Here is a 13330-nt window from a genome sequence, read left to right as displayed (position 1 = left end):
CAATTTACTCGCCTCCTCTCCAAACATCTCCGTATTTATTGATTAAAACGGCATGAGTGCCTTTTTCCTTTATCCATTCGGGGCCATCCTTTTCGCCTAAAAAAAGAATTGTTTTTGCCCAAACATCGGCTTCTAATGCGGTTGGTGCGGTAATTGTTGATGAAACAATCGTGCTTTCAGATGGATTTCCTGTTCTTGTGTCAATTAAATGGTGCTTCCATTCACCATTCACACGCCATTTTCGTTTCATTGAAGTGGATGTTGCGACCGCACCATTTTCCACCTTAATTGAAGAAATCATATTTGTTTTTCCAAAAGGATCCTCAATCCCGATGTTTAATGGCCGGGGCAAATTACCAAAAATCCGAATATCACCGCCAACATTGATAAATCCATAGCCAATCTTATTTAACAACTGAGCGGATTGATCGATGACCCAGCACTTGGCAATGCCACCAAGATCAATTTTTGAATGTAAACTAACAGTCTGTAATTCTTCATTAAGCGTATATGGTTGTGTATGGAAAGCAACGGAGGAACGTGTCGGTGATTCAATTTCACGATCCCTAATGAATTCGATAGATTTTTCATACCCATTGTTTTCGAGAGCATCTAACACACTTGGATTAAAAACGCCATCTGTTTCCAAATAAAACTGATATGCCTTTGTGAGAATGGAAAACATTTCGCTAGATACAGGTACTTCTTTTCCAACTTGTTGATTCATTCGTGATAGCTCGCTATCGGCACGAAACCTGCTGCACGTATCCTCTATCATTGAAAACTGTTTATAGATGGGCATCAAATCATTGGCATATAGTTCATGACTAATCGAAATTTGCACAATCGTGCTCATGGAATGGAAGTTGTATTGATACATTAGGTTCCACCTGTGGTTGTATCAAAGCCATGATGATGACCAGATTGACCGAACGATGGGACGCCGCCGTTTGAATATTGACCTTGCTGCTGATCACTGTTATCAAATGCCTGTCCGCCATTATCGAAATTATTACTTTCCCCTTGATCATTCTGATTATATTGTGAAGAACGATCATCACCCCAAGAACGATCAAAATCCTCCCCTTGTTGTGGATTAAAGCTGCCTGGCGACTGCTGATTTGCATTATTATCAGATTGCTGTCCCTGGCTTAATGTCATTTGATTGTCTGTTTTATCACCGTTAAATATCCCAAGATATGAAACCATCCCAGCTACTAGAGCTAAGCTGCCAAAACTGACACCCCAAGAGATTTTTTGTTTTTTATCCATTGCAAAAGCTCCTTTCCATTTGACCTCAAAAAGAAGTGTACAAGGACAATCTTAAAAAAATCTTAACTTCCTAATTTTTAAAATTCTGAAAATAGGTCAATAATGATAGAAAAAAGAGAGGGAGATAAAAGTGATACAGGTTAAACTATTTGATCGGGAGCATGAAAAGGATTTGGAAAAGGAAATGAATCGGTTTTTAAGAGGGATTGATGAAAAAAGTCTTTTAGATATTAAATATAATGTTGCTGCGATGGCTGAAGAGGAAGAAGAAGAGCAGATATATTGTTTTTCAGCGATGATTATTTACAAGGCCTGATGGTTACATCAGGCCCGATTTTTTGAAGTTAGGGCAGAATTCGTCCCGGCAAGTCTGCCAGTCACAAGGGCAGAGGTGATATTATATCCGCCAGTATAACCGTGGACATCAAGAATCTCCCCGCAGAAATACAGCCCATTCATTAATTTTGAACCCATTGTTTGTGGTTCGATTTCTTTAACAGATACACCGCCCCCTGTCACAAATGCTTTATCGAGCGGCAGGGTGCCATTTACTTTAATAAGAAACTGCTTGCAGCTTTTTGTAAAACTGCGAATTTTTTCATTTGAAATCGTGCCACCCTGTTCAGCTGGGTCAATCCCGCTATTTTCTAATAAAAAGAGAAGATATCGCTCTGGGACCAGTCCTTTTAGCGTATTTTTGATACTTCTTTTAGGCTCATTTTTTACAAGCTTGACGATTTCTTGAAAAATCTCTTCTTCTCGTTTGTCAGGCAGAACATCGAGGCTCATCGTCACTTCTTTAAGCTTCCACTTTTTCATCGCTTTGACAACAAACTGACTGCAGCGAAGAACGGCCGGCCCGCTGATGCCAAAATGAGTAAACAGCATATCCATTCGATGCGTGATAATTGGCTTGCCTTTAGGATTCATCACGGATAAGTTAATGTCTCGTAATGAAAGTCCTTGAAGTGTTTTATCTTTAATAAAGGGTTCATTAGAGGTAACAGGGACTTCCGTTGGGAATAAATCTGTAATCGTGTGTCCCGCTTTTTCTGCCCATGCATAGCCATCACCTGTCGAGCCTGTATGTGGGACGGACTTTCCGCCGACTGCAATGACAATCGATTTTGCGCTAATTTCTTGCCCATCCTTTAACAAAACGCCAGAAACATGACCATCTTTATACATGACATCAGCAACGGGACTGTTTTGGAAGACTTTTACTCGGAATTTCTCCAATTGTTCTAAAAGCACATCGACAACCGATTGGGCTTTGTTCGACACCGGGAACATCCTCCCATGATCCTCTTTCCTTTAATTCAACTCCCAGTTTTTCGAAAAATGCGATGATATCTTCATTACTAAAAATCGAAAAGGCACTATATAAAAACTTTCCGTTTCCCGGAAGGTGTTTAATAATTTCTTCAATCGGCAGGCGATTGGTAACATTGCAGCGGCCGCCGCCCGAAATGGCAAGCTTCCGTCCAAGCTTGTCTCCTTTATCAATTAACAGCACCTTCACACCTTTTTCACCAGCAGCAATGGCCGCCATTAATCCGGATGGGCCGCCGCCGATAACAATAACATCGTATTCCATATTTCCACCAACTTTTTATTAATTCGTCACTTCATTATAAACATTTCTTGTGAAAATAAAACGAAAACCGGGGGATTCTTGAGAAAAATTACATGGTTGTGAGTAGCGTCTGAGAGAAAGAAGTTGTAAACTACTAATAGTGTGCAAAAAAAGTCGAATTTTTTCTTCGGGTAGGAAGGGATTTTATGCAATCTAAGCTTTTAAGAGGAACCTTTATTTTAACGCTGGGTACCATTTTATCAAAGGTGATTGGCTTAATTTACGTTATTCCATTTTTTCAAATTGTCGGCAGGGAAGGGACAACGCTTTATCAATTCTCCTATGTTCCTTATACCATTTTTATTAGTATAGCAACAGCAGGAGTCCCGCTTGCCGTTTCAAAATTTATTTCAAAATATAATGCCCTTGAGGAATATGCCGTCGGCAGGAAGTTGTTTAAATCCGGCTTAGTGATCATGCTGGCAACAGGGGTAATGGCCTTTTTGATTATGTATCTTGCGGCACCGACATTAGCGGAAATGAGTGTGGGTGATAAGAAGGCAAATTTAGATAATGTCACAACGGTTATGCGGGCTGTCAGCTTTGCGTTAATTGTTGTTCCATTTATGAGTCTCATTAGAGGATTCTTTCAAGGGCACCAATCGATGGGCCCTTCTGCACTTTCACAAGTCGTGGAGCAAATTGTCAGGATTGCGTTTACCCTTTTGGGGGCCTTCGCCGTCTTGCATATTTTTAATGGCAAAATGGTAACGGCTGTAAGTGTGGCTACGTTCGCTGCCTTTATTGGTGCCATTGGCGGATTAATCGTATTATTTTGGTATTGGTATAAACGAAAACCGTATTTAGACGAACTGCTATCACATGATAAGGGCACAATTGATATCTCCCTTAAGGATATTTATAAGGAAATTCTTATTTATGCTTTTCCGTTCGTGTTAGTTGGAATAGCTAATCCTTTGTTCCAGGCAATTGATCAATTCACCTTTAGCCAGGCGATGGAGGAAATTGGGAAAAAGAAATTTGCGGAAGCTTTCTTCTCTATTTTGAATTTTGAATCCCACAAAATTGTCATTATCCCAGTTTCTCTGGCAACAGGTTTTTCGTTAACACTTGTACCAAGTATAACGAGAGCCTTCGTTGAGGGAGAGGGAGCAAGCCTAAACCGCCAGTTAAATCAGACCTTTCAGGTACTGCTATTTTTAACATTGCCTGCAGCTATCGGTCTTTCGTTGTTGGCAGAACCTGTCTATACGGCATTTTATCAGCATGATTTAATAGGTACTGAAGTATTAAGGGCATACGCACCTGTAGCCATTCTATTTTCCTTATATTCTGTCACCGCAGCTATATTACAAGGAATCAACGAACAACGGTTTACGGTGTTAAGTTTACTTGTAGGATTATTAATTAAATTAACTCTAAATATTCCGTTAATAAAATTGCTGGAAACACGAGGAGCGGTATTGGCAACGACAATTGGATATGTTGCAGCCATTCTCATCAACTTTATTGTGATTAAGACATATGCCCGTTATCCATTCCGCCTCGTTTGGAGAAGGAGCCTGCTAATTGTCATTTTTGCTGGATTCATGTGGGTGGGTACAGAATTAATGTATAAACTATTATTGTTATTCCTTTCTCCTTCATCAAAGATTGAGTCTGTGCTAATAATCATCATTTGTGCCGCTGTCGGCGCCGGAATTTATTTTTATCTTGGTTTAAAATCGGGGCTTGCCTCCCGCTTATTTGGGGAAAAGCTTGACAGGTTATTGGTAAAATTAAAGCTTTCTAAAAGGAGGGGAACGGCGTGAGAATTGATAAGATGCTCGCCAATTTAGGCTATGGCAGCCGCAAGGAAGTCAAGCAGCTGCTAAAGAGCGGTGCAGTGAAAGTGGATGACGTGGTTGTCAAAGATGCGAAGCAGCATGTCGATCCTGCTAATCAAACTGTAACTTTAAATGGTGAAGTGATTGAGTATAGGGAATTTATTTATCTAATGATGAACAAGCCGCAGGGGGTATTATCAGCGACAGAAGATAATTCTTGTGAAACGGTTATCGATTTATTGGAGATGGAGGATCAGGTGTATGAGCCCTTTCCTGTTGGCCGGCTCGACAAGGATACAGAAGGCTTGCTGCTCATCACCAATGATGGACAATTGGCACATCGTTTGCTTTCCCCTAAGAAGCACGTACCGAAGACGTATTTTGCTGTGATCGATCGTGAAGTGACTGAGGCGGATGTTGCGGCTTTTGCCAAAGGAGTAACATTAGATGACGGGTACGAAACAAAGCCTGGCGAATTGAAAATCTTAAAATCGGGTATCCGCTCTGATATCGAGTTAACCATCACCGAAGGCAAATTCCATCAAGTCAAAAGAATGTTTGAAGCTGTTGGAAAAAGGGTCGTTTACCTACAGCGGATTTCAATGGGGCCTCTGCCGTTAGATGAAACACTCGAGCTTGGCGAATACCGGGAACTAACAGAAGAGGAAATTGAGTTATTGAAAGAATACCAAGTGAAATAGAAAACTTTTTTGAAAAAGCAGCTATTTAGCTGCTTTTTGATATTCCTATTGATAAGCATTAATATTCAACAAATCTTGTAAATAACTATTTCAAAATTCCTTTTTTGCAATTCCTCGATTAACAGCGGTAGTGCCTTTTTGGTCTCAATCTTATCAGAATCGGAGTGCATTAAGATGATGTCGCCGTTACGAACGTTAGCAATGACATTGTTAACGATATTTTGGGAATCCTTTTGCGACCAATCCAGAGTATCGATTGACCATAAAACAATCGAAAATCCTTCTTGCTTGGAAATTGCAGCTACTTGTGCGTTTGTATCCCCATATAGTGTTCTTAGAAAAGCCGGTTCTTTACCGATTACGGACTGGATTTCCTCTCCGGCATCATCAATTTCTTTACGAGCAGCTTCTTTACTTAATTTCGTTAATTCCACATGATGATTGCTGTGGCTGAGGACTAAGTTTCCTTGATTAAATGCCTGTTTCACAACATCAGGGTGTTCCTTCACTTTATTTCCTAAAAAGAAGAAATTCCCCTTCACATGATAGGCAGCTAAAATATCAATGATTTCCGGGGTGATGGTTTGATCTGGGCCATCATCAAAAGTAAGGGCAACTTTCTTTTTATTAGGTCCATTAATTGAATGTCTTGGTTCACTTTATAAACATAAATAGTTTCATTGTTGTTGTCTTTCACTTCCGCAGGCTGCCCGAATTCTTTTACAACCATCAGGTCAGTAATCTCCTTCAAATCATTTGCATATGAGCGTACATCGAAAAGGTCTCCTGCCTTATTGTAGCCGAGAACAACATTTCATTTTCTGTAATAATTTCTTCCTCCTTCCCATAATCATAACAAATTTACCATTGTTTTTCGTAAAAATTAAAAAGGACAAAGCATGAAGCCTTGTCCTTTAGAGTGATATTATCTATTAAGCATTTAAGAAGGATTTCAACATCCAGTTATGTTTTTCGAGTTTACCCATGAGACCAAGGAACATATCACTTGTGACTTCGTCGTCATTTTGTTCTGCAACTGTCATCCCAGTTTTTAATTCATCAATAATTATTGAAAAGTCCTTGATTACGGCCTGAACCATTTCATCTGCCGTTAATTTATCATTTGTTTCTTTGATTGTTGCAAGCTGAAGCGACTCTTTTAATGTTGAGATAGGGCTGCCGCCATTTGCGAGTAATTGTTCCGCGAATTCATCGATTGTTGCTGCCGCTTCATCATATAGTTCTTCAAACTTTGCATGCAGGGTAAAGAAGTGCGGGCCTTTTACATACCAGTGAAACTGGTGTAATTTTGTGTATAAAACATTCCAGTTAGCAATTTGTTGGTTGATTACTTGTTCAATAGTCATTGAGCATTCCTCCTAATTTCTTATCTAAGTTAATTATAACACATATTATTTTATAATCAATATTTATTTATAATAATTATAAATAAGGTTAATCCTTTTCTATAAAAAAGTCATACCCGCTAATATTATGAATCCATAGCTTCGCATTTGACCCGTTTTGATTAGCAATCCATAGATCTCTGTGCGAATCTACAAGATCAGTGTATCGCAACCATGTTAATGTATTGACGGATGGTAGATATACCGGATTATAATCACCAAAGTCCTTCGGCGGATGAGAAATTTGAGATTGCTTTGGTTCCCCAATTTTTATCAAAAATAAGGAAGGGTCAGGCCGCTTCATGGCATCATTAGACCACGCACTTTCTTTAACCCTTGAAACGATTAAAGAATTATCATCCGTCCACGTAAATCCGAGTTCCGCGAACTTTGGCGGTGTAAGGCTGATGGATTTAAAAGCAGGAAGATCAGTAACTTTCATATCCTTATCTTTAAAGCCAAAGACTATTCTGCCGCCACCGGCAATATAGCCTAAACGATCTTTGTGAAATGCCCACTTTACAATGGAATCCCCATTTATTTCATCGATTGGCTCAAAATTTTTACCATCTGACGAAATTACGCAAACCAAATTACTGTCCATTGACCAGGAAGCTGTTGGACTGACCACAAAGGAGATCCACTTTCCATCAGGGGAGAATTGGAATTTATAGGCATCGATCGCCAGTAAGCTGATATTCCCTTTTTTTAGTTCACTTGGAATGGTATAAAGTTTCTTCACATTTTTTGTTAGACTGGTGGTTTTAGATAAATCCCTTTCAAGACCGATTTGAAAAAGAACCGGATTTGTCCAGCCGTCTGGTCTGAGGTTAGCACCCGAAGCTGTAATAAAAGAGCGGCCATCAGGATACCAGCTATAATCTCCGACACCTAATGCAATATTATAAAAGTGTTCAAGGTTGGAAACATTCAGGACACCGCCGCTTTTAAAGGCAAGAATATTCTCTACTGGCGACCATTTAGGGTTGTTTCCGTCAATGGTAATCTGTTTGTGCTTTTTTGTTGCGAGATTGTACACCCATATTTCTGTCTGGAACTCAGTGTTCGGATTAAGTTTCTTTTTTGCTTCAACTTGATAAGCAATCCATTTTCCGTCATGTGACCATTGGGGAGGATAGTCATACCTTGCTGCCTCCTTCGTTACTTTTTCTTCCTTGCCATTTATTTTTGTCCAAAGAAAGCCATCCCTGACAAAAGCAACCTTTACATTATTCTCATTAACGGGCTCCGCAGTCACTAAGCCGCTTGGCACCAATATTAGAAAAATAAATAAAATACAAAACTGCCTTTTCATCCTTTCACCTCCTCAAAGAAGACCTTCAATTATTTTCCTCAAGAGGGCGGGAAATATGATGAAATTAACTTCTTTTTGAAAAAATAAGTAACCGAGTATAACAATGGGTACTATAAAGGCTAAATAGGTTTTAGGATACGAAGGGGGAAGAAAACATGAAGCTTACACATGAGGAGGCCATTGAGTTACATGGCTTTAATAACCTGACGAAGTCGTTAAGTTTTAATATGTACGATATTTGTTTTACACGAACGAGGGAAGAGCGAGAAGCATATTTAAAATATATTGATGAAGAATACAGTGGAGAAAGATTGCAAAAAATTTTAAGGCATGTTTCTGATATTATCGGTGCCCATGTATTAAATGTAGCCAGTCAGGATTTTGAGCCGGCGGGCGCGAGTGTAACAATGTTGGTGTCAGAGGGACCTGTCGCTAATGCCCCGTCAGAATCATTCGAGGAATCCCCAGGACCGCTGCCTGAATCAGTGGTGATGCAGCTGGATAAGAGTCATATTACGGTGCATACCTATCCGGAATTTCACCCCGATGAAGGTATCAGCACGTTTCGGGCGGATATTGATGTCTCTACCTGTGGAGAAATATCGCCGCTTAAGGCTCTCCATTATTTAATCCGTGCATTTGAGACCGATGTCATGACAATTGATTACCGTGTCCGCGGCTTTACAAGGGATAAAACGGGGCACAAGCTTTTTATTGATCATGAGATTAACTCGATTCAGAATTATATCCCGGAGGACGTCGGTGAATTATTTGATATGATTGACGTCAATGTCTATCAAGAGCATATCTTCCACACAAAGTGTAAGCTGCGCGAATTTGATTTAAATAACTATTTGTTTGGCTATACAAAAGATAAGTTAACCCCGGATGAGCATATTGAAATCACTGAGAGATTAAAGCTTGAGATGGATGAAATCTTTTATGGAAAGAATATTGTACAATGAAAGAGCGCAGATCAATCAGCGCTCTTTTTGGGCGTGAATTATCCATTTAATAAATGATGAAGCATTCTACTTTTATCATCAAAAAATTGTTTCATAATCCGATAGTGGTTTGTTTCTTCAAGTGTGCTCTCCCTCATTCCATCTTCGGTAAATTCAAAGATTTTTGCATCTGGATATGCCATGATGATTGGGGAATGGGTTGCGATGATAAATTGGGAATTTTCGTTAATCAGGTCATGAATTCTCGTTAGCATCGACATTTGCCTTAGCGGTGAGAGCGCCGCTTCAGGTTCATCTAAAATGTATAAGCCATTTCCGCCAAAACGATGCAGGAATGTAGCAAAAAAAGCCTCACCATGTGACTGTTCGTGCAGGGATACTCCGCCAAAGGAATCAATAATTGGCCGGCCTCCGCCTTGCTTATCCAATTCCTCAATATTAGATGCCACATTATAGAAACTTTCCGCCCGCAAGAAAAATCCATCCCTCGGTTTATCAATTCCTTTTATAACTTTAAGATAATCCCCTAGCATCGAATGAGAATCATATGTAGAAAAGTTGAAATTAATAGATCCACCTTCTGGATTAAACCCTAACGACACAGCAATTGCCTCAAGTAAAGTCGATTTACCCATTCCATTCTCACCAATAAGAAATGTTACATTAGGATGAAATGAGAGTTCGTCCAATGTCTTCAAGATAGGCAGATTGAAAGGGTACTTATTAAAAGAAGGGATTTCATCTCTACTCAATTTGATACTTCGTATATATTGCGTGTTTAACATACTTTTTTTCCTCTCTTATTTTTATCTATTGTAACATATTGCCAAAATAGAGCTGGAAGTTATCGATTAAAGCATATTTTGATAGCCCATCCCATACATTGAAATGACTAGATGATGGGGGGATGACTATGCAATTTTACTATGGCCCGCAAATGCCGCTGCGGATATTAGATGAAGCAGAATTTTGGAAGCACCAAGAAGAGGAACACACGGTTGTCATCCGAGAGCTGGTGTCAGGGCTTGAGCCAGAATTTGTCGATGCCTTAAAAAAATGGGAGCAAGCACTTGGGAAAACACACAAGCAGGTTGTCAGTTTCATTGAATCCGTAATTCGCTCCGGTTCACAGGTATCGGATCAATTGTATCAGCAAGTGCTCCAACTCGTATCTTATTGCCTGGAGGAGAGTGAATCGTTTATTCAACTATGTGAGCAAATAAAAACACATAGCCAAGCGGTAAGCAGCAATCATACCGCAAAAGTGGTATTAAATCACATCATTCGTGAATCCGAGTACTTTGTTGGAATCGCCCGAGCGTTGTTATCCAGCGGTCAATAGACAAAATAGTTGAATGAAAAGCGATTTTTACGGTGACTTTACTTAATGTAGAGTCACTTATTTAATGCTTGACATGAAACCAAATGGTGTTATATTATTTTAAAGTGAAACCAAATGGTTACATATTTATAAGATGAAGAGGAGCTATTAAAATGGAAAATCAAACACAAACATTACCGGATATTAGACATACTCTAGTATACAATGCACCCATTTCGAAAGTTTGGAATGCTGTTGCGACATCAGAAGGCCTAGCTGCCTGGTTCATGCCGAATGATATGGAGCCGGTTGAAGGACATGAATTTCATTTAAATGCCGGTCAATTTGGGATGTCACCATGTAAAGTAACGAAAGTCGATCCGCCTAATAGCCTTTCATTTAAGTGGGGAAAAGATTGGACACTGACGTTTGAATTAAAAGAAGTGGAAGGAAAAACAGAATTTACGATGATTCATTCCGGCTGGGATGCAAACAAAGTTACTGAGTTTGGTGCTCCGCACACTCCAATTCGCGACAATATGAATCAGGGCTGGGCAGGTCTTGTGAAAAAATTGCAAGGATATGTTGAGGCATAAATGGCTGCAACTCCCGCAAAGCATGATGTCTTTCAGGCAATTGCCGATCCAACTAGGCGAAAATTGCTGAAACTTCTAAGTAAAGAAGAGATGCCTGTTACTGCGATTTGCGGACACTTCCCGATGACCCGGACGGCCGTTTCTAAGCATCTCCGAGTATTAGCTGATGCCGGGTTGGTCAAAGAGCGGAAAGTCGGCCGGGAAACAAGGTACAAGCTAGAGCCGGAACCACTAGTTGAATTAAAAGACTGGCTTCAGTATTTTGAACTATTTTGGGAAAATAAGCTGACCGCCCTAAAACGGTATGTGGAGTCGGATGAAAAGGAAAAATAAATGACCAGAGCAACAAATGCTAATAAAAAACGGCCGGCAAAAATTTGCCGACCGTTTAAGCAGTAATCTTATTAGCCCCTGTCTTTCGATTAAAAAAAGAAAGAATCATGAGAAATCCAATTGTTATGATACTAACTGTGGTTCCAATTACATTATTAGGATTGAATAAAAATCCAATGAAGATGACGCTTAAGGAAACAATTGCGAAAATGGTTGTATAAGGGAACCATTTTACCCGAAAGGCAGGCTGAGCTTTGTAGAGCGGACGCAGCTTTAACTGTGCCGCACAAATGCTGATCCAAATGATCATGACGGTAAATCCAGGGATGGTCATAAGATAGCTGATAACCTCGCTCGGCGTTAAGTAAGCCAAGAATACACCTGCTAAAATACAGGCACTTGTAATCATGATTCCTGTTAATGGAATCCCCTTACTTGAAACCCTTCCTAATCCTTTCGGTGCCACACCGCTTTGGGCCATTGAAAACAATGTCCTTGATGTCGCATAAATACCGGAATTGGCGGCCGAAAGTACCGCAGTCAAAAGTACAAAATTCATAATATGTGCTGCCCCAGGCAGTCCCGTACTGCTGAACACCTGTACGAAAGGGCTGTCAGCACCAGAAACCTTGTCCCAAGGCATCATGCCGCAAATAATAAGAATTGGAAAAATATAAAAGATGATGACACGCCACACGGCAGATTTAATAATTTTCGGCAATACGCGTTCCGAATCTTTTGTTTCGGTTACAGCTACCCCGATTAATTCGGCTCCGCCATATGAAAACATCACAACTAAAAAGGCACTGAATGTACCGCCCAAACCATGCGGGAAAAATCCGCCATGTGCGGTAAAGTTCGACAATGGATCCTCAACAGTGCTAGGAATCAAACCCAAAAGAAGGAAGCAGCCTAAAATAATAAAAGCTATTAAGGCAATAATTTTAATGCCGGCGAACCAGAATTCAAGTTCACCGTAGTATTTTACTTGAAATAAATTGATGCCTACAATAATTACGGCACATAGTAAACTTAACAGCCATAACGGAATCTGCGGGAACCAGAATTGCAGAAAACTCCCCGCAGCTAATAATTCAACCACCGTTACAATGATCCAATTAATCCAGTAAAGCCATCCGACGAGAAACGATACTTGAAACCCAAATGCTTTATTTACGAGATGTTGAACATTCATATTTGGAAAAGCTATTGCCATTTCCCCTAATGCCGCCATAATAATAAATAGCAAAAGCCCGCCAATTAAGTAGGCAATAACGACACTGGGCCCGGCAATATTTAGCGTGTCAGAGCTGCCTTTAAATATCCCCGTTCCAATCATACCCGCCAGGGCAATGAATTGAACATGCCTTGGTAATAGCCCCTTGTGTAAATTCTGATGGTTATTCTCCATGATGTCCCAACCTACTTTTCTATTTTACTTAAACGCTTTTAAGCGCTAAAGAATTCTTATACTAATATATCATATTTTTTAAACCTGTCAATTGGAGTAATCGCTTACAATCCCTAAAAAAACAAAAGCACACGGTTGTGAATCCCGTGTGCTTTCTATGCGTAAGTCTCTCTATTTTGTGTTATGATGACATCTTCACTTTCTTTTGTGTAGTCGTCCATTTTCCGCGGCTTGGGCTTATGACCAAGTCATTATAGGCTAAGACATTTAAATCTCGTTGTATGGTGCGAGGAGTGATACCAAATTCCTCTACAAGTTCTTGCGTCGTGACAGTGCCGTTATTACGAATAAACATGTAGATACATTTGATGCGGTTTAACATCCGGTTAGTTGAAGGTTTCAAAGAACCACTCCCTATCCTTTTTTAAAACCAAGTCTAATCCCTCTACCGACAGCCTGTTTGAAGATTACTCTTCAAGAATATGTAGTTTTCTTTTCCGCGCAGCCATCTCCTTTTTTAGGATGGATCATGAAGTGAGTACCTAGATGTCATACATCTAACCTTATTGTACCCACAATTTCTGAAA

Annotated in this window: 15 protein-coding genes and 2 pseudogenes; 7 read left to right on the top strand and 10 right to left on the bottom strand. The window is 39.9% G+C overall.

Annotated features, from left to right (window positions below; genetic code table 11):
- Nucleotides 1–4 precede the first annotated feature (4 nt).
- Both ACO1D1_RS15395 and ACO1D1_RS15390 read right to left on the bottom strand, forming a co-directional pair.
- Entirely contained in the window at nt 5–880 is an 876-nt protein-coding gene (locus ACO1D1_RS15395) for an FAD:protein FMN transferase (protein ID WP_423336397.1), read from the bottom strand.
- Entirely contained in the window at nt 880–1272 is a 393-nt protein-coding gene (locus tag ACO1D1_RS15390; RefSeq protein ID WP_149871306.1) for a hypothetical protein, read from the bottom strand. Before ACO1D1_RS15390 ends, ACO1D1_RS15395 begins: the two co-directional genes overlap by 1 nt.
- Nucleotides 1273–1402: 130 nt before the next feature.
- On the opposite strand from ACO1D1_RS15390, the gene ACO1D1_RS15385 reads away from it, so the two are divergent.
- Nucleotides 1403–1588: a sporulation protein Cse60 gene (locus ACO1D1_RS15385; protein WP_149871305.1), complete on the top strand. Its 186-nt coding sequence runs from the start codon at nt 1403–1405 to the stop codon at nt 1586–1588.
- A gap of 8 nt (nt 1589–1596) precedes the next feature.
- On the opposite strand, the pseudogene ACO1D1_RS15380 reads toward ACO1D1_RS15385, so the two are convergent.
- A pseudogene (locus ACO1D1_RS15380) lies at nt 1597–2869 on the bottom strand (NAD(P)/FAD-dependent oxidoreductase).
- A 185-nt stretch (nt 2870–3054) separates the two neighbouring features.
- Between ACO1D1_RS15380 and ACO1D1_RS15375 the strand changes: the two are divergent.
- Nucleotides 3055–4680 (top strand): putative polysaccharide biosynthesis protein, encoded by a 1626-nt coding sequence (locus tag ACO1D1_RS15375; protein ID WP_149871303.1) that lies wholly within the window; start codon nt 3055–3057, stop codon nt 4678–4680.
- Nucleotides 4677–5396, top strand: coding sequence for a pseudouridine synthase (locus ACO1D1_RS15370; RefSeq protein ID WP_149871302.1), 720 nt, complete (start codon nt 4677–4679; stop codon nt 5394–5396). The genes ACO1D1_RS15375 and ACO1D1_RS15370 overlap by 4 nt, the downstream gene beginning before the upstream one ends.
- A 65-nt stretch (nt 5397–5461) precedes the next feature.
- On the opposite strand, the gene ACO1D1_RS15365 is transcribed toward ACO1D1_RS15370, so the two are convergent.
- From ACO1D1_RS15365 to ACO1D1_RS15350, 4 genes and pseudogenes are all read right to left on the bottom strand, one after another.
- Nucleotides 5462–5977: a polysaccharide deacetylase family protein gene (locus ACO1D1_RS15365; RefSeq protein ID WP_263315365.1), complete on the bottom strand. Its 516-nt coding sequence runs from the start codon at nt 5975–5977 to the stop codon at nt 5462–5464.
- A pseudogene (locus tag ACO1D1_RS15360) lies at nt 5950–6198 on the bottom strand (DUF4309 domain-containing protein); the annotation flags it as partial. The pseudogene ACO1D1_RS15360 and the gene ACO1D1_RS15365, both read right to left, overlap by 28 nt.
- Before the next feature lie 130 nt (nt 6199–6328).
- A complete protein-coding gene (locus ACO1D1_RS15355) occupies nt 6329–6763 on the bottom strand; it encodes a Dps family protein (protein WP_149871299.1) in 435 nt (144 codons plus the stop codon).
- Nucleotides 6764–6851: 88 nt separating this feature from the next.
- The gene (locus tag ACO1D1_RS15350; RefSeq protein WP_149871298.1) at nt 6852–8117 is read right to left on the bottom strand and encodes a TolB family protein; all 1266 of its coding nucleotides are present in this window, start codon (nt 8115–8117) and stop codon (nt 6852–6854) included.
- Between the two features lie 155 nt (nt 8118–8272).
- Here ACO1D1_RS15350 and speD point away from each other — a divergent pair, with 155 nt between their 5' ends.
- On the top strand, nt 8273–9082 hold the full coding sequence (speD, locus tag ACO1D1_RS15345) for an adenosylmethionine decarboxylase (RefSeq protein WP_149871297.1): 810 nt from the start codon (nt 8273–8275) through the stop codon (nt 9080–9082).
- Between the two features lie 38 nt (nt 9083–9120).
- Here the strand turns inward: speD and ACO1D1_RS15340 are convergent, their stop codons facing one another.
- A complete protein-coding gene (locus ACO1D1_RS15340; protein WP_149871296.1) occupies nt 9121–9867 on the bottom strand; it encodes an AAA family ATPase in 747 nt (248 codons plus the stop codon).
- A gap of 128 nt (nt 9868–9995) precedes the next feature.
- Here ACO1D1_RS15340 and ACO1D1_RS15335 point away from each other — a divergent pair, with 128 nt between their 5' ends.
- The 3 genes from ACO1D1_RS15335 (at nt 9996) to ACO1D1_RS15325 (ending at nt 11332) form a co-directional block, all read left to right on the top strand.
- A complete protein-coding gene (locus ACO1D1_RS15335) occupies nt 9996–10424 on the top strand; it encodes a DUF2935 domain-containing protein (protein ID WP_149871295.1) in 429 nt (142 codons plus the stop codon).
- Nucleotides 10425–10576: 152 nt separating this feature from the next.
- A complete protein-coding gene (locus ACO1D1_RS15330) occupies nt 10577–10999 on the top strand; it encodes an SRPBCC family protein (protein WP_149871294.1) in 423 nt (140 codons plus the stop codon).
- Nucleotides 11000–11332, top strand: coding sequence for an ArsR/SmtB family transcription factor (locus ACO1D1_RS15325; RefSeq protein WP_149871293.1), 333 nt, complete (start codon nt 11000–11002; stop codon nt 11330–11332).
- Nucleotides 11333–11387: 55 nt separating this feature from the next.
- Here the strand turns inward: ACO1D1_RS15325 and ACO1D1_RS15320 are convergent, their stop codons facing one another.
- Together ACO1D1_RS15320 and ACO1D1_RS15315 are read right to left on the bottom strand one after the other, a co-directional pair.
- The gene (locus ACO1D1_RS15320; RefSeq protein WP_149871292.1) at nt 11388–12743 is read right to left on the bottom strand and encodes an amino acid permease; all 1356 of its coding nucleotides are present in this window, start codon (nt 12741–12743) and stop codon (nt 11388–11390) included.
- Nucleotides 12744–12924: 181 nt separating this feature from the next.
- On the bottom strand, nt 12925–13146 hold the full coding sequence (locus ACO1D1_RS15315; protein WP_007086548.1) for a DeoR family transcriptional regulator: 222 nt from the start codon (nt 13144–13146) through the stop codon (nt 12925–12927).
- Between the last annotated feature and the right edge of the window lie 184 nt (nt 13147–13330).

Origin of the sequence: Neobacillus sp. 19, from assembly GCF_049463095.1 — a bacterium.
Taxonomy (GTDB): Bacteria; Bacillota; Bacilli; order Bacillales; family Cytobacillaceae; genus Neobacillus.
This window is presented reverse-complemented; position numbering and strand designations above follow the sequence as displayed.